This is a genomic window from Micrococcus luteus (assembly GCF_014138885.1).
Lineage (GTDB): Bacteria > Actinomycetota > Actinomycetes > Actinomycetales > Micrococcaceae > Micrococcus > Micrococcus luteus.
In genome coordinates this window covers 545,367-560,903 of sequence record NZ_JACJIK010000001.1, presented here as the reverse complement: position 1 = coordinate 560,903, position 15,537 = coordinate 545,367, and the positions used below count along the sequence as shown (strand labels likewise).

The 15,537-nt window shown below is 72.1% G+C and carries 15 protein-coding genes; 11 read left to right on the top strand and 4 right to left on the bottom strand.

Annotated elements, in window-relative coordinates; genetic code table 11:
- Nucleotides 1–3: 3 nt before the first annotated feature.
- The 3 genes from HDA34_RS02510 to HDA34_RS02500 all read right to left on the bottom strand — a co-directional run bounded on the left by HDA34_RS02510 (nt 4) and on the right by HDA34_RS02500 (nt 3,619).
- Entirely contained in the window at nt 4–1,629 is a 1,626-nt protein-coding gene (locus HDA34_RS02510; protein ID WP_135101948.1) for a glycosyltransferase family protein, read from the bottom strand.
- Nucleotides 1,630–1,847: 218 nt separating this feature from the next.
- The gene (locus HDA34_RS02505) at nt 1,848–2,729 is read right to left on the bottom strand and encodes an ABC transporter ATP-binding protein (RefSeq protein ID WP_134376881.1); all 882 of its coding nucleotides are present in this window, start codon (nt 2,727–2,729) and stop codon (nt 1,848–1,850) included.
- Nucleotides 2,726–3,619, bottom strand: coding sequence for an ABC transporter permease (locus HDA34_RS02500; protein ID WP_134376879.1), 894 nt, complete (start codon nt 3,617–3,619; stop codon nt 2,726–2,728). Before HDA34_RS02500 ends, HDA34_RS02505 begins: the two co-directional genes overlap by 4 nt.
- A 220-nt stretch (nt 3,620–3,839) precedes the next feature.
- Between HDA34_RS02500 and wecB the strand changes: the two genes are divergently transcribed.
- The 3 genes from wecB to HDA34_RS02485 are packed head-to-tail and all read left to right on the top strand — an operon-like array spanning nt 3,840 to nt 6,795.
- Nucleotides 3,840–4,994 carry a non-hydrolyzing UDP-N-acetylglucosamine 2-epimerase gene (gene wecB, locus HDA34_RS02495; protein ID WP_134376877.1) on the top strand — a complete coding sequence of 385 codons (1,155 nt, stop codon included), beginning with the start codon at nt 3,840–3,842 and terminating at the stop codon, nt 4,992–4,994.
- Nucleotides 4,991–6,421 carry an asparagine synthetase B family protein gene (locus HDA34_RS02490; protein ID WP_182496700.1) on the top strand — a complete coding sequence of 477 codons (1,431 nt, stop codon included), beginning with the start codon at nt 4,991–4,993 and terminating at the stop codon, nt 6,419–6,421. Before wecB ends, HDA34_RS02490 begins: the two co-directional genes overlap by 4 nt.
- Nucleotides 6,421–6,795, top strand: coding sequence for a hypothetical protein (locus HDA34_RS02485; RefSeq protein ID WP_182496699.1), 375 nt, complete (start codon nt 6,421–6,423; stop codon nt 6,793–6,795). The genes HDA34_RS02490 and HDA34_RS02485 overlap by 1 nt, the downstream gene beginning before the upstream one ends.
- Nucleotides 6,796–6,857: 62 nt before the next feature.
- On the opposite strand, the gene HDA34_RS02480 is transcribed toward HDA34_RS02485, so the two are convergent.
- Nucleotides 6,858–8,162 carry an MFS transporter gene (locus HDA34_RS02480; protein WP_134376873.1) on the bottom strand — a complete coding sequence of 435 codons (1,305 nt, stop codon included), beginning with the start codon at nt 8,160–8,162 and terminating at the stop codon, nt 6,858–6,860.
- Nucleotides 8,163–8,233: 71 nt separating this feature from the next.
- Between HDA34_RS02480 and ftsY the strand changes: the two genes are divergently transcribed.
- The 8 genes from ftsY (at nt 8,234) to rplS (ending at nt 15,518) form a co-directional block, all read left to right on the top strand.
- A complete protein-coding gene (gene ftsY / locus HDA34_RS02475) occupies nt 8,234–9,442 on the top strand; it encodes a signal recognition particle-docking protein FtsY (protein ID WP_182496698.1) in 1,209 nt (402 codons plus the stop codon).
- 194 nt (nt 9,443–9,636) lie between these two features.
- Entirely contained in the window at nt 9,637–10,899 is a 1,263-nt protein-coding gene (locus HDA34_RS02470) for an ammonium transporter (protein ID WP_060973686.1), read from the top strand.
- Between the two features lie 123 nt (nt 10,900–11,022).
- Nucleotides 11,023–12,609 (top strand): signal recognition particle protein, encoded by a 1,587-nt coding sequence (gene ffh, locus HDA34_RS02465; RefSeq protein WP_115165098.1) that lies wholly within the window; start codon nt 11,023–11,025, stop codon nt 12,607–12,609.
- Nucleotides 12,610–12,809: 200 nt separating this feature from the next.
- On the top strand, nt 12,810–13,232 hold the full coding sequence (rpsP, locus tag HDA34_RS02460; protein ID WP_049146048.1) for a 30S ribosomal protein S16: 423 nt from the start codon (nt 12,810–12,812) through the stop codon (nt 13,230–13,232).
- A 2-nt stretch (nt 13,233–13,234) separates the two neighbouring features.
- Nucleotides 13,235–13,474 carry an RNA-binding protein gene (locus tag HDA34_RS02455; protein WP_029248213.1) on the top strand — a complete coding sequence of 80 codons (240 nt, stop codon included), beginning with the start codon at nt 13,235–13,237 and terminating at the stop codon, nt 13,472–13,474.
- Between the two features lie 104 nt (nt 13,475–13,578).
- Nucleotides 13,579–14,166, top strand: a complete 588-nt coding sequence (gene rimM, locus HDA34_RS02450; RefSeq protein WP_101965524.1) for a ribosome maturation factor RimM — start codon at nt 13,579–13,581, stop codon at nt 14,164–14,166.
- Nucleotides 14,167–14,169: 3 nt separating this feature from the next.
- Nucleotides 14,170–14,916 (top strand): tRNA (guanosine(37)-N1)-methyltransferase TrmD, encoded by a 747-nt coding sequence (gene trmD / locus HDA34_RS02445; protein ID WP_101965523.1) that lies wholly within the window; start codon nt 14,170–14,172, stop codon nt 14,914–14,916.
- A gap of 248 nt (nt 14,917–15,164) precedes the next feature.
- On the top strand, nt 15,165–15,518 hold the full coding sequence (gene rplS, locus HDA34_RS02440) for a 50S ribosomal protein L19 (protein ID WP_036340124.1): 354 nt from the start codon (nt 15,165–15,167) through the stop codon (nt 15,516–15,518).
- Nucleotides 15,519–15,537 lie beyond the last annotated feature (19 nt).

Here is a 15,537-nt window from a genome sequence, read left to right as displayed (position 1 = left end):
GGGTCAGGGCCGGCGCGGGGCGCGCGTGCCGAGCACGACGTCGGCCAGGGCGGGCAGGACGAGCTCGGCGGCGTAGGTCCGTGCCACGAACTCCCGGGCCCGGGCGGCGGCATCCGCCCAGGCCTCGGGGTCGGCGGTGGCCGCCCGCACGGAGGCGGCCAGCGCCGCCGTGTCCGGGGCGAGCCAGTCGGCCGGGTAGAGCACGTCTGCGCCGGCCCACGCCAGTGAGCGCGGCAGCCGGCCGTGGGCGGCGCCGTCGGGCAGGGTGAAGTGGAAGGACTCGAAGGCCGAGGTGGAGAGCACGGTGCCCACCGAGGCGTACCAGGCGGACATGTCCGGGCCGTGCGGGTCCCAGGTGACCGCGCCGGTCAGCGCCGGGTCCTGGGTCAGCCGCCGCCGCTGGGCGGCGAAGTACGCCTGCGCCGCGGGACGACTGCGGACCCAGGCGACCTCTTCGGGCCTGTGCCCGCGGATGCGCAGCCGGAACCGCCGGTCCTCGGCCCGCAGCAGGGCGAGCACGTCCAGGGCCCGGTCCAGTCCCTTGCGTTCGGGCAGCACGCCCACCAGGCCCAGGGTGAAGCGCTGTGCCGGGTCTGCGGGGTGCGCGGAGGCCCAGTCCGGGCCCGGGAGTTGGACCGCGTTCGGGATCCACCGGGTACGGCCCGGGTCCAGGTGCGCATCGCGGATCACCTGCGCCCGCACATGCTCGGCTACGAACACCCAGGTGTCCACGGCCTCCTGGCGCACCCGTTCGGGGAACTCCGTGGCGGCCTCCTGCAGGTGTGTGCGTGCCGTCAGGCGGACCCCCGGGGGCAGCCGGCGCGAATACCACACCAGATTCCCCAGGGACCACTCACAGTGCACGACATCCGCCCATGCCGCCAGCGACCGGCTCGCCTCGGCGTCGTGGCGGGCATGTCCGGTCCAGGAATCGACCCGGACCTCGTGGCCGCGGGCCCGCAGCTCGGTGATCAGCCCGTCCGCGAACTTGAGGTCATGGCCGGCGACGACGACGCGCCGCGGCTCCCGAACCACGTGCACGGTGGGGCGTGGCGGGTCCTCCCGCCAGGCGCCCGGCCCTGAGCCCTGCCGGTGGCTGCGCGTCAGCTCCAGACGGGCTGCCCGACCACGGCCGGCAACATCGGCCACGGTGGCCGCGGCGTCCTCGGGGCCCACGACCGCGCGGCCAGCCGCGGCAGCCGCGCGGGACAGGGCCGGGTCGCAGTGTTGTGGGTCGGGCACCAGGACCGCGTCCACGAGGTTCAGGGCGGCCTGCACCCGGCCAGCTTCGGGGGAGCCCCCCGCCGTCAGGGACCCCGTGGTGACCAGCACTCCGGGGAGCCGGCGGCCTGCGGTGCGGCGCAGCGCACGAATGAGGGCGTGCTGGCGGCCGGGTGCGGCGAGCGCCACGGAGTGGGGGGACGACCCGCTCGGCAGGCGGGTCCGCGAAGCCACCATCGCGGCCGCGTCCTCAAGCGGCCAGGATCCCGCCGCCACGTCGTCCACCGGCACCAGGAGCACGCCCGGGGCGTCCGCCCGCCGGGGGCCGAGCGGGTTCCAGGCGTCCAGGCCGGGGCGGGGGCGGCCCGTCAGCGCCCGCACCAGGACGGCGGGGGCCGGCAGCGGCACGCTCCCCCCGGGTGGTGCTTCCGGAACTGTCCCATGCCCGGCGGCAGCCCACACGACCGCCGGAAGGGTGAGGCCCCCGACGGCGCCGCGTGCCCAGCGCGCCACGTGCCGACCCGCGGCCCCGGCGCGCTGCGCTGCGCGGCGACCGAGGACGTCGGCCCGGGCCCTCCAGCGGCGGGCGCCAGGCCCGAGACGGGTCACCGCGCGGCCGAACGGGGTCACAGCTGCGTCGTGCCCGTCGGAGCGGTGCCACCGGCCCAGGCGACCCGGCACCGCACCAATTCTGCCTGTTTCTCGGCGAGCAGCTCGCGGCCCTCGTCCTCGCGGCCGTCGGACATCCGACGCGTGTACCGCTTGTAGGTCCTGGCGACCCGGCCGGGGTCTCCGTCCATCGTGAGCACGCCCCGCTCGAGCCAGATGGCCCGGGAGCACATTTCCTGGATCGTGCTGAGGGAGTGGCTCACCAGGAACACACAGCCGGCCTGCTGCCGCAGCTCGTCGAGCCGGGCACGCGTGCGAGCCCGGAACTGCGCATCACCCGTGTTCAGGGCCTCATCGATCACCAGGATGTCGGGGTCCACGGACGTGGCGATGGCGAATTGGAGACGGGAGGCCATGCCCGAGGAATAAGCCTTCAAGGGCATCTGGAGGGCCCTGTCGTCCAGTCCGGAGAGGGCGGCGACGGCGTCTCGCTTCTCCCGGGCCTGTCGCCGGCTCATGCCCATGGCGAGGCAGCCGAGCATGATGTTGTCCTCCCCGGACACCTGCCGCACCAGGGCGGCGTTGACGCCGAGCATCACGGGCGTGCTCGTGGCGTACACCCGGCCGGTGGTGGGCTGCAGCTGACCGGTGACCAGCTTCATCAGCGTGGACTTGCCGGAGCCGTTTGTGCCGATCACGCCGACTGACTCGCCTCGCTCCACGGCGAAGGACAACGGCTTGAGCGCCTCCACCACCGTGGTCTTCACACCGCTGCCGGTGCGTCGACCACCCTGGACGGCGTCGGCCGAGCGGACGGTGTAGGTCATGGATGCCTCGTCCACCACCACGGCGGGATCCGCCACCTCGACAGTGCCCACGTTGTCAGGATGCCCGGTCATCGTTCGTCTCCATAGGACTCCTCGGCGTCCCAGAACACCACCGTGCCCACCACCAGGAGGAGGGCGGTCCAGGCGAGGAGGACGATCCACCGCATCGGGTCGGCATTGACGCCGTAGAGCAGCGACTGGCGGGCGATGTCCAGCACGCAGTACATCGGGTTCAGGTGCATGGCGGTCACCAGCGCCGGCACGTGTTCGAACCGCTGCACACTGAAGAACACGGCGGAGAGGTACAGCCAGATGCGGGTGCCGAAGGTGATCAGGTTGGCCACGTCAGCCCACCGGGCCACGACGCGGGCCAGCAGCAGGGAGAGCCCCAGATTGAACAGGGTCTGCAGAGCGAGCAACGGCACGAGCAGCAGCCACCGCCAGGTGATGTGCTCGAACGGGGGGATGACCAGGACGAGGACGATCATCACGGCCAGGGTCGGCAAGAAGAGCAGCAGCTCGCGCAGGTTGGAAGCGATCGGCAGCGTGGCTCGGGGGAAGCGGAATGCCCGCACGATGGACAGGTTCGAGGAGATGGACCGTGATCCGTTGGCGATCGCCTGGGACGTGTACCGGAAGAGGAACACGCCGACGATCAGGTAGGCGATGAAGTTCTCGATGCCCCGGCCGGTCTGCAGCAGGACCCCGAAGACCAGGAAATAGGCGGCCCCGTCCAGGATGGGGTTCAGGATCATCCAGATGCGGCCGAGGGCGTTCGTGGACGCGGCGCCGGCGATGCGCGAGCGCGAGTCGAACACGATGAAGGACCGGTAGCTCCACAGCGAGGCAATGTAGCGTCCCAGTCCCGGCCGAGCGCCCACGCGCCCCAGATCGGAACCGTCCACGTGCAGGGTCGCCGCGGCATGTGCCCCGCGCTGCTCGGCCTCGATGGAGTCGGCCATGCGGATCCACCCTCTCTCCATGGGTCAGGGGAACGTCGGCGGCCGGGTTGGTCGCGCCCCGGGAGTCTAGCAAGCCGACCGGGCGGGGGCGGCGGGCTCGGCGCGAGTGGGCTGTGCGCCTGCGCTCTGCGTAAAGTGAAGAGGAGCCGGGGTCGACGCCCGGCCGGAGCCGCGCCCCGGTTCGGACGCGGACCAGGATGCCGAGAATCCAGGAGAGCCCGTGCCCAAGGTCATGCCCATCTACGGAACCCGCCCGGAGGCCATCAAGGTGGCCCCCATCGTCAAGGCGTTGCAGGCCGACGAGCGGTTCGAGTGCGTGGTGACCGTCACGGGGCAGCACCGCGAGATGCTGGACCAGGTCAACGAGCTGTTCGGCATCGTCCCGGACCACGACCTGAACATCATCCAGCCCCGCCAGACCCTCAACGGCGTGTTCGCCCGCACCCTCGACGGGCTCGACGCCGTCCTCGAGCAGGAGCGGCCGGACGCCGTCGTCGTCCAGGGCGACACCACGACCTCGACGGCGGGCGCGGTCGCCGCCTTCAACCGCGGCATCCCCGTGGTCCACGCCGAGGCGGGCCTGCGCAGCTTCGACATCCTCTCCCCGTTCCCGGAGGAGGCCAACCGCAAGATCACCAGCCAGATCTCGGCGCTGCACCTGCCCCCGACCACCGTGAGCCGGGACAACCTGCTGCGTGAGGCCGTGGCCGCGGAGGACGTCTACGTCACGGGCAACACCGTGATCGACGCGCTGCTGGAGGCCGTCAGCCACCAGGTGCCGTTCGAGGACGAGCGTCTGGCCGAGCTGGAGACGTCCGGGCGTCGCGTCGTCCTGGTGACGACCCACCGGCGCGAGAACCAGGGCGACGCGATGCGCGGCGTCGGGCGCGCCCTGGCTCGCCTGGCCGCGGACCACCCGGAGGTCACCTTCGTGCTGCCGGCGCATCGCAACCCGGTGGTGCGCGAGGCGATTCTGCCGGAGATCGAGGGCCGCGAGAACGTGCTCGTGACCGAGCCCCTGGCCTACGGTGAATTCACCCACCTGCTGTCCGTGGCCACTGTCGTGCTGACGGACTCCGGCGGCGTCCAGGAGGAGGCCCCGTCCCTGGGCAAGCCCGTCCTCGTGATGCGCGAGAACACCGAGCGTCCCGAGGCCGTGACCGCCGGCACCGTGCGTCTGATCGGCACGGACGAGGAGGTCGTGGTCACCGAGGTCACCCGCCTGCTGACGGATGAGGCCGCGTACACCGCGATGTCCCAGGCCGTGAACCCCTACGGCGACGGCCGCGCGGCGGAGCGCACGGTCTCGGCGATCGCCGAGCTGCTCGGCGTGGGCGAGCGGCTGCCGGCCTTCGACGGGGGGGATCCGGCGTGACCGAGTTCCTCCTCGCCGTCCCGCGTCGGCCCCGCCGGGGTCTCACCCTCGACCTCACCCGGAGCCGCCTGCGCGCCGTCGCTGACGGTTACGCACCGTTCGTGGGCCCGGCCTACGACCAGGAGCCTGTGATCGTGGAGCCCTCCGTCACGACCGTCGCCCTCGTGTTCCAGCGCACTGGTGGCCCCGCGCTTGCCGCTGCCGAGGCGGACCGGTGGGCCGTCACCGGCGGCCATCCCGTGTGGGATGAGCTGATCCGGAATGTCCGCCGGGTCGGCTCCCGTCTCGGGTACGACCGCCCTGTATGGGGTCAGTACGCGGCCGTGATGGTGGAACGCCACGTGGACCGGGTGACCGCGTGGGCCACCGTGCCCGCTTTCGACGGTCTCTACTGGGCACAGGACTCGGAGCACGTGTACGTCTCCAACCGGCCGTTGCTGCCGGCCCTGGCGCTGGCCGGTGGCCGCCGGGCGGGGGTGCGGCGCGACGAGCGATACCTCGCCCACTACCTCTATTCCGGGTACAGCCTCGAGGAGGTCAGTCCGTTCGCGGGGGTGAGCCGCCTGCCCGTCGATCGGTCGTTGGAGATCGTCCAAGGCCGGGCCCGGCTGGGTGACGTCCCGCCGGGGCTCCGATCGACGCTGACCGAGGACCATACGCCGGAGGAGGGTGCCGAGGCGGCGGCCGAAGCGATGCTGGGGGCGATGGATCGGGTGGAGGCCGTACTCGACGGTCGGCCGGTGCAGCTGCGGCTGTCCGGAGGCAAGGACTCTCGCACCCTGTTGGCGCTGCTCAAGGGCAGAGACATGGAGGTTCATGCCGTCACCTTCGGCGAGGAGCACGAGCCGGATCCGCTCGTAGCTCGCATGATGACGGACCGATTGGGGATGCCACTGACGGTCACCCAGCCCACCCCCATTGACGCGACCGGCGAACGGGAGCGGATTCTGACCACCCTGTTCCAGGCGGGTGGCCAACCACTGTCAGAGGCCCACACCACCCGCTATGTGGGATCGAACCCGCGCACCCCGGGGGAGGGCATCATGTTGGGGCAGTGGCCGCTCCTCAAGGGCGGCATGGCCCAAAGGCTTCGCTACACCACGGCCGATGCCCTGCGCCGGGTGCGCGCGCGGTCCAACCCCGACCTGCTTGTGGAGTCGCGCAGACGACCTCTCGAGGAGGCGTTGACGCGCTGGTTCCACGAGGTGCCGGCCCAGGACCGGGCAGAGAAGTTGTATCTCTACGCCCGGCAGTTCCGCTCAGGAACGTACCTGCACGCCCACATCGCCCACTACGGCCGGGACGCGACGATCGCTTACCCGCTCGGTGACGCCGAGGTGACAGCCGTGGCTGACGCGCTGACCATGGGGAAAAGGTGTCCCACCGAGCTCTCTTCGGTGCTCTGGCGCGGATCTGGCCTGAGGTGATGGCCGTGCCGCTGGGCAACAATTCCTGGGGCTTCGAGCAGAAGGGCCCGGATCCCGCATGGTCGGGACCCTTCTACGCCGAGCGGACCGCTCCGCTGCCGGATCGCGAGCCGGCCCCACGGACCGGACCGGCACGAATTGGTGAGTACTCATCCCGCACTCTGGTGGAGCTCAGCCGGATCCTTGCAGAGAGCCCGAACCAGGAGGTCCTGCAGGATCACCTGCCAGAACCATTGCTCTTCGCAGTGGCTGCCACGGCCCTTTCGGGATCCGTCTCCCTGCCGGACGGCATGGATCGGCGGCGCTTTGCCAAGAACGTGTGGCGTGTGACTGTGGCTGACCTCTGGTATGGCTGGGACTGGATGCCGGCCTGACCCGTCCACGCCACGAGGCCGCCGTCCCCGCGGGGACGGCGGCCTCGTGCCTGCCCCCGACTTCACCCGTCCTCGCGCGGGGTCACCCGGGCGTCCTCCGGGCGGACCAGCGGCAGGGACCCGGTGCGGGGCCCACCGGGCACGATCGGCAGATTGGTCTCCGGGGCGCGCCACCACGCGAGCGCGCCGAGCAGGATGACGCCGCCGGTGAGCGCGAACGCCCATCCGTAGCCGGCAGTGTCCACCACGAGCCCGGCCAGCAGCGGGCCGGAGATGGCGCCCAGGTCGGCGGACATCTGGGCGGTGGACATCACGGCGCCCGCGCGCCGCCCCTGGCCGACGACGTCGCCGATGGCCGCCTGCTGCGGGGCGTTCAGGGTGCCCGTGCCCGCGCCGGCCAGCAGGCATGCGAGCAGGAAGAGCACGGGCGAGCTCATCCAGCCGATCACCCCGGTGGTGACGGCCATGACGAGCAGGCCCGTCAGGATCAGCGGCCGGCGCCCGTGCACGTCGGACAGCCGCGAGCTGAACGTCACGGCCGTGACGTTGCCGAGTGCGAACACGGACAGGGCCAGGCCCGCCATGAGCGCGCCGTCCACCTCCCAGCCCAGCAGCGCCGTGCCGGCGAACGCGCTCGCCGCGAACAGGGGCATCACCGAGTTGCGCACACCGAACGTCGCCCAGCCGTTGGCGAAGAAGGAGACCAGCGCGGCCCGGTAGGACGGGTTGGCCAGGGCCTCCCGGATCGGCATGGCGGGGCGGACGTCGCGGACGGCGCGGTCCGCGAGCCGGGTGTCCTTGAGCAGGAAGAACACGAGGGCCGCCGCCACCACCAGGGAGCTGCCGTAGATGAGGAACGGGGCCCGGTACCCGAATACGGCCAGGGCGGAGCCCACGATCGGCCCCACGATGTTGCCGATCAGAAAGGCGGACGCGTAGGCGCCCGAGATCCTGCCGCGCATCGTGGGCGGGGACTTCCGGGCCAGGAACGCCATCGCGGACACGGTGAACAGGGTGGAGCCGATGCCGCCGATCGCGCGGAAGAGGATCAGCTGCGGGAAGGTCTGCGCGAAGGCGATCAGGAACATGGACGCGGCCACGATCAGCACGCCCGTCATGTACACGGGCGTCTCGCCGAGCCGGTTCGTCAGCTTGCCGGAGACCGGGGCGAACAGGAGGCGGGTCAGCCCGAACACGGACACGACGGCGGCCACCCCGACGGCGGACGCGTCGAACGTCGCCGCGTACTGCGGCAGCAGCGGGGCGATGATGCCGAAGCCGATCGCGATGATGAACGCGGCGGCGACGAGGACCTTGATCTCACGGGGCAGGGGGACCCGCGAGGAGCGGGCGGACGACGACGGCATGACCGCCATCCTCGCACGGTGCCGGGTGTGCAGCCCGGGGCGGGCGACGGCCCGTGTGACAGACTGGGTCCGTGGAAATCGTGCTCATAGTCTCAGTCGTGGCCGCCCTGCTGCTGGGCGGCGTGCTCGTCGGCCTGCTGGACCGGCGCCCCGCCCCGCCGAAGGGCTCGTACCAGGGAGTGCGGGACGCGGACGACCCGCGCCCGAGCCCGCGGCACGCGGCCCCGTCGGGCTCCACCGCCGTCCTGGAACGCCCCGAGGTCGACGAGGCGCCGCCCGTCGTCGCCGAGCCGGAGCCCGCCGTCGTCGAGGAGGTGGAGACCGCCCCGGCGAAGCCCGAGTACGAGCGGCCCGAGGCCGCCGGCTCGCGCCTGGCCCGCCTGCGGGCCCGCCTGCTCAAGTCCAACAACGTCTTCGGCAAGGGCCTGCTGGCGCTGCTGTCCCAGGACCGCATCGACGACGACGTGTGGGACGAGATCGAGGAGACGCTGCTGATGGCGGACCTCGGCACCGAGCCCACCCTGGAGCTCGTCGACCGCCTCAAGGCCCGTGTCACGGTCGAGGGCACGCGTGACCCGGAGCAGGTGCGCACCCTGCTGCGTGAGGAGCTCGTGGCCATGGTGGACCCCTCGATGGATCGCCGTCTCGCCGCGACCCGCAGGGGCGACCGCCCCGCCGTGACCATGGTCGTGGGCGTCAACGGCGTCGGCAAGACCACCACCGTGGGCAAGCTCGCCCGTGTGCTCGTGGCGGAGGACCGCACCGTCGTGCTCGGCGCCGCGGACACCTTCCGCGCCGCCGCCGCCGAGCAGCTCGCGACGTGGGGTGCCCGCGTGGGCGTGGAGACCGTCCGCTCCGAGAAGGAGGGCGCCGACCCGGCGTCTGTCGCCTTCGAGGCCGTGGAGCACGGCATCGCCGAGGGCGTCGACGTCGTACTCGTGGACACCGCGGGCCGTCTGCAGAACAAGGCCAACCTCATGGACGAGCTCGGCAAGATCAAGCGCGTCATCGAGAAGCAGGCCGAGGTGGACGAGGTCCTGCTCGTCCTCGACGCCACCACCGGCCAGAACGGCCTGACCCAGGCGAAGGTGTTCGCCGAGGTCGTGGACGTCACCGGCATCGTGCTGACCAAGCTGGACGGCACCGCCAAGGGCGGCATCGTGATCGCCATCCAGCGCCAGCTCGGCGTGCCCGTCAAGCTGATCGGCCTCGGCGAGGGCCCCGATGACCTCGCACCGTTCACCGCCGAGGGCTTCGTGGACGCGCTGCTGGCCGACTGACGTCCCGCACCCGGTCCAGGGCCCCTCCCGACGACGTCGGGAGGGGCCCTGTTCTGTCACGGAGACGTCATCGACGTGTGGCGTGGCCCACTCCTCCGATATTGTCCCTCCATCGGCCCCGATCGGGGCCGGGCAGCGACGCCGCGGGACGGGCGTTCGCCCCCGGCTCGCGGCCCGGACCGAAGGAGACCCCCATGGAGGAGTCGAACGTCCTGGACGCAGGGACAGTGTGGATGGTGACGAGCGCGGCGATGGTCCTGCTCATGACACCCGGGCTGGCCATCTTCTACGGCGGCATGACCCGCGCGAAGTCCTCGCTCAACATGATCATGATGTCCTTCGTCTCGATGGGCCTCGTCGGCGTCGTCTGGGTCCTGTGGGTCCACGGCATGACCGGCGGCGACGGGTGGGCCGGGGTGGTGGGCAACCCCGCCGGTGACCTCGGGCTGACCGGCACGATGGCCGAGGGCGGGCTCGTCGCCGCGGCCTACGGCGCCACCTTCGCGATCATCGCGGTCGCCCTCATCTCCGGCGCGGTGGCCGACCGGTTCAAGTTCGTCACGTGGTGCGTCTTCGTGCCCGTCTGGACCACCGTCGTCTACGCGCCGCTGGCCTACATGGTGTGGGGCGGCGGGCTCCTCTCCGCGGACGGCGCCATCGGCGCCCGCCTGGGGGAGGCCCTCGACTTCGCCGGCGGGCTCGTGGTGCACATCAGCGCCGGCGTGGCCGCCCTCGTGCTCGCGCTGCTGCTGGGCAAGCGCCACGGCTTCGGCGTGGACCCCGGCCACCGGCCGCACAACGTCCCGTTCACCATGCTCGGCGCGGCCCTGCTCTGGTTCGGCTGGTTCGGGTTCAACGGGGGCGCGGCGGGCGGTGTCGACGAGCTCGGACTGATCTGGGTGGACACCCTCGCCGCCGGCGCCGCCGGCATGCTCGGCTGGGTGTTCGTGGAGTGGCTGCGCCGCGGCCGGCCGACCTCGATCGGCACCGCGTCCGGGATCGTCTCGGGACTGGTCGCCATCACGCCCGCGTGCGCCTATGTGAGCCCCCTGGGGGCCGTGGTGATCGGCCTGGTCTCCGGTGCGGCCAGCGCGCTCGCGGTCAACCTCAAGTACCGCCTCGGCTTCGACGATTCGCTCGACGTCGTCGGTGTGCACCTCACCGCCGGCATCCTGGGCACCGTGCTGATCGGCTTCTTCGCCCTGCCGGACGAGGGCCGGGCGGGCCTGTTCTACGGCGGAGACGCCGGTCTCCTGGTGGCCCAGACGGTGGCCGTGCTCGTCGCCGTGGTCTTCACCGCCGTGGTGACCACCGCCATCGCCCTGGTCCTGCGCGGGACCATGGGCCTGCGGGTGAGCAAGGAGGACGAGGAGCGGGGCGTCGATCTGACCCTGCACGACGAGTCGGCCTACGACGTCGGCTTCGGCGGGGTGCCCGTCCCCGCCGAGGCGCGGTGAGCCGCCGCGGACGGGTGAGGCCGGTCGGTTGCTAGGCTTGGCGGGCGCCGCGGTGGATGCCGCGGCGCCCGCGACCGACCGCGTCCGGATCAGTCGACCCCGCTTCGAAGGATCACACCCGCCGTGTTCAACTCCCTGTCCGACCGCCTCACAGCCACCTTCCGCAGCCTCAAGGGCAAGGGGCGGCTGAGCGAGGCGGACATCGACGCCACCGCACGCGAGATCCGCCGCGCCCTCCTGGACGCCGACGTCGCCGTGCCCGTGGTCCGCCAGTTCATCGCGCAGATCAAGGAGCGCGCCCTCGGCGCCGAGGTGGCCCAGGCCCTGAACCCGGGCCAGCAGGTCGTGAAGATCGTCAACGAGGAGCTCGTGGGCATCCTCGGCGGCGAGACCCGGCGCATCCAGCACGCCAAGACGGGCACCACCGTCATCATGCTCGTGGGCCTGCAGGGCGCCGGCAAGACGACCCTCGCCGGCAAGCTCGCCCACCTGCTCAAGTCCCAGGGCCACACCCCGTTGCTCGTGGCCTGCGACCTCCAGCGCCCGAACGCCGTGAAGCAGCTGCAGGTCGGCGGCGAGCGCGCCGGGGTCCCGGTCTATGCGCCGCACCCCGGCGTCTCCTCCGAGTTCGAGGCCGCCACGGGCGACCCGGTGCAGGTGGCCCGCGACGGCGTCGCCGAGGCCAACACGAAGTACCACGACGTGGTCATCATCGACACCGCCGGCCGCCTCGGCGTGGACGCCGAGCTCATGCAGCAGGCCGCAGACATCCGCGCCGCCGTGGACCCGGACGAGGTGCTCTTCGTCATCGACGCGATGATCGGCCAGGACGCCGTGGCCACGGCCCAGGCGTTCAACGAGGGCGTCGGCTTCACCGGCGTCGTGCTCACCAAGCTCGACGGCGACGCGCGCGGCGGCGCCGCGCTGTCCGTCCGCCACGTGACCGGCAAGCCGATCATGTTCGCCTCCACGGGCGAGGGCCTGAAGGACTTCGAGGTCTTCCACCCGGACCGCATGGCCTCGCGCATCCTCGACATGGGCGATGTGCTCTCCCTGATCGAGCAGGCCGAGCAGAACTGGGACCGCAGCGAGGCCGAGAAGATGGCCCGCAAGTTCGCGGACCAGGAGGACTTCACCCTCGACGACTTCCTCGCCCAGATGCAGCAGCTCAAGAAGATGGGCTCGCTGAAGAAGATGCTCATGATGATGCCGGGCGCCCAGGGCATGCGGCAGCAGCTCGAGCAGTTCGACGAGTCGTCGATCGGCCGCGTCGAGGCGATCATCCACTCGATGACCCCGCACGAGCGCGTGGCCCCCAAGATCATCAACGGCTCGCGCCGTGCCCGCATCGCCCGCGGCTCGGGTGTGAGCGTGTCCGAGGTCAACGGCCTGCTCGAGCGCTTCGCCGAGGCGCAGAAGATGATGAAGCGCATGGCCGCCGGCGGTGGCATCCCCGGCATGCCCGGTATGCCGGGCGGCGCCTCCCGCAAGGCGAAGGGCAAGGGCAAGAACGCCAAGCGCGATCGCGTGAAGTCCGGCAACCCCGCCAAGGCCGCGGCCGAGCGCAAGGCGATCGAGGAGCGGCGCGCCCGCGCCGCCCAGGCACAGGCCGGGGCCGTGTTCGGCCGCGACGGTGCGGGGATGGACGGATTCGACCCGTCCACCCTCAACCTGCCGGCGGGCTTCGAGAAGTACCTCAAGGACCGCTGAGTCGCCCGCTGCCCGGTCGCGGCGCGCCGGGTGTGCACCGGCCCGCCCGATCTGGCAGAATGGCACGGTACTGAGCGTGAGCCCGGACGACCCTCTATCCTCCGCTGCGCTCCGTTCCGTGTGCCAGGTCGTCGATGCCCGCTGCCCCCACGCGGCGTCGTGCCCCGGCCCCCCAGATCCACTGAAGGAGAACCACACTCGTGGCTGTCAAGATTCGTCTGAAGCGGTTCGGCAAGATCCGCGCCCCGTTCTACCGCGTCGTCGTCATGGACTCGCGCACCCGCCGCGATGGCCGTGCCATCGAGGAGATCGGCAAGTACCACCCCACCGAGGAGCCCTCGTTCATCGAGATCGACTCGGAGCGCGCCCAGTACTGGCTCTCCGTCGGCGCCCAGCCGACCGAGCAGGTCGCCGCGCTGCTGAAGGTCACCGGTGACTGGCAGAAGTTCAAGGGCGAGTCGGGCGCCGAGGGCACCCTGAAGTCCAAGTCCGAGAAGGAGGCCTTCGTGGCCCCCGAGAAGGGCTCGGTCATCCTGCCGGAGGAGCCGAAGCAGGAGGAGGCCCCGGCCGAGTCCGAGGAGGCCGCTGAGGCGCCGGCCGAGGACGCCGAGAAGTCCGAGTGACCATGCTGACCGAGGCCCTCGAGCACCTGGTGCGCGGCATCGTGGACACGCCCGAGGCGGTCCGCGTGGACGCCCGCTCCCAGCGGCGCGGCGACATGCTGGAGGTCCGCGTGGCCCCCGAGGACCTGGGTCGCGTGATCGGCCGCCAGGGTCGCACCGCCACCGCGCTGCGCACCGTGCTGGACGGCCTGGCCGGCCACCCCGTCCGCGTGGACGTGGTGGAGACCGACCGCCGCTCCTGACGGCCCGTGACGCACGGCCCGCCCGCCCCTCACCGGGCCGGCGGGCCGTCGTCGTCTGCGGCCCCGCCCCCTCCCGCCACCGACCGTCCCACCCAGGAGAGCCCATGAGTCCCGCAGCCCAGGACGACCTCGTCCGCGTCGCCCGCATCGGCAAGCCGCACGGCATCCGCGGCGAGGTGACCGTGCAGGTCTTCACCGACGACCCGGACGCCCGCTTCGCCCCCGGCGAGCGACTCGTGGTGCGCGACGGCGCCCCGGGCCTGCCGGCGGAGCTCACCGTCACCCGGGCCCGGTGGAACAAGCAGATCCTCGTGGTCGGCTTCGCCGAGTCGCTGGACCGCAACGTCGCCGAGACCCTGCGCGGCGCCCAGCTGTTCGCCGTTCCCGCCGCGCCCGAGGAGTCCGACGAGTGGTACGAGGAGGACCTCGTGGACCTCGAGGTGCGGGTCGAGGGCGACCGCGTCGGCGTCGTCACGGCCCTGACCACCGGGGCGGTCCAGGACCTGCTGCACGTCGCGTTGGACGGCGTCGAGGAGGAGGCCCTGGTGCCCTTCGTCGAGGAGATCGTCCCGGAGATCGACCCCGAGGCCGGCGTGCTCGTGCTGACCCCGCCGCCGGGGCTGCTCGAGCTCGCCACCGGCGAGGACGAGGACGCCGCAGACGGGCCCGCCGATGCGGATGCGGAGGACTGAGCAGTGCGCTTCGACGTCGTCACGATCTTCCCCGAGTACCTCGCGGTCCTCGACGTCTCGCTGCTGGGCCGTGCCCGCCGCGAGGGCCTCGTGGACGTGCACGTCCACGACCTGCGCGACTTCACCGTCGACCGGCACCGCACCGTGGACGACACGCCCTACGGTGGCGGCGCCGGGATGGTGATGAAACCCGAGCCGTGGGCACTCGCGCTCGAGCACGTGGCGGCCCAGGGGTCTGTGGCGCCGGCCCCCGCCGATCCGGCGTCGGCGGGGCCGGGGGACCGCCCCGTGCTGCTCGTGCCGACGCCCTCGGGGGAGCGCTTCACCCAGCGGCTCGCCCGCGAACTGGCGGGCCGGGAGCACGTGGCGATCGCGTGCGGCCGCTACGAGGGCATCGACGAGCGCGTCTTCGGCTGGGCCGAGGAGCTCTTCGAGGTGCGGCTGGTCTCGCTGGGCGACTACGTGCTCAACGGCGGCGAGGTCGCGGCGCTGGCGATGATCGAGGCCGTCGGCCGCCTCGTGCCGGGCGTCGTGGGCAACCCGGCCTCGCTCGTCGAGGAGTCCCACGAGGACGGCCTGCTGGAGTACCCGGTCTACACCAAGCCCGCGGACTGGCGGGGCCGTGCGGTGCCGCCCGTGCTGCTCTCGGGCGACCACGGCAAGGTCGCGGCCTGGCGTCGGGCCCAGCAGGAGGAGCGCACGCGCGAGCGACGTCCGGACCTGTGGGCGGCGTACGACTCCGAGGACTGACCCGCCACGCCCGACGGGCTGGAGGGGCGTCGCGACGTCGTCGGCTGTGGCATAATGGGTCCTCGTGTCCGCCGGACGCCCGACCTGCCACAGGGGGCGCGCGTCAACGGATCGGACCCCGGGACCGCACCCCACGTGCGGAGCCCGGCCCTCGGCTCGGGACCCGGCCCCCTCGTCATGCGGACGTGGACGGGCCGTGCGCCCGCCTACCACGCGGTTGACCTGTGGCATCCGCCAGGAGAGACGACATGCACATTCTCGACTCGTTCGACAAGAAGACGCTGCGCGACGACATCCCGGAGTTCGCCCCCGGCGACACCGTCAAGGTGCACGTGAACATCATCGAGGGCAAGACTGCCCGCGTCCAGGTGTTCCAGGGCTACGTCATGGGCCGTCAGGGCTACGGCGTGCGCGAGACCTTCCGCGTCCGCAAGGTGTCCTTCGGTGTCGGCGTGGAGCGCGTGTTCCCGGTGCACTCCCCGGTCATCGACAAGATCGAGGTCGTCACCAAGGGCGACGTGCGCCGCGCGAAGCTGTACTACATGCGCGACCGCCACGGCAAGGCCGCCCGCATCCGCGAGAAGCGCGTCGACGCCAAGTGATCATCCCGGTCGGCCCCGC

What these genes read in the sequence shown, in the direction of transcription:
- rimM (WP_101965524.1), top strand. Translation starts at nt 13,579, where the DNA reads ATGAGTCCCGCAGCCCAGGACGACCTCGTCCGCGTCGCCCGCATCGGC.
- HDA34_RS02470 (WP_060973686.1), top strand. Translation starts at nt 9,637, where the DNA reads ATGGAGGAGTCGAACGTCCTGGACGCAGGGACAGTGTGGATGGTGACG.
- HDA34_RS02455 (WP_029248213.1), top strand. Translation starts at nt 13,235, where the DNA reads ATGCTGACCGAGGCCCTCGAGCACCTGGTGCGCGGCATCGTGGACACG.
- HDA34_RS02505 (WP_134376881.1), bottom strand. Translation starts at nt 2,729, where the DNA reads ATGACCGGGCATCCTGACAACGTGGGCACTGTCGAGGTGGCGGATCCC.
- HDA34_RS02500 (WP_134376879.1), bottom strand. Translation starts at nt 3,619, where the DNA reads ATGGCCGACTCCATCGAGGCCGAGCAGCGCGGGGCACATGCCGCGGCG.
- rplS (WP_036340124.1), top strand. Translation starts at nt 15,165, where the DNA reads ATGCACATTCTCGACTCGTTCGACAAGAAGACGCTGCGCGACGACATC.
- HDA34_RS02480 (WP_134376873.1), bottom strand. Translation starts at nt 8,162, where the DNA reads ATGCCGTCGTCGTCCGCCCGCTCCTCGCGGGTCCCCCTGCCCCGTGAG.
- HDA34_RS02485 (WP_182496699.1), top strand. Translation starts at nt 6,421, where the DNA reads ATGGCCGTGCCGCTGGGCAACAATTCCTGGGGCTTCGAGCAGAAGGGC.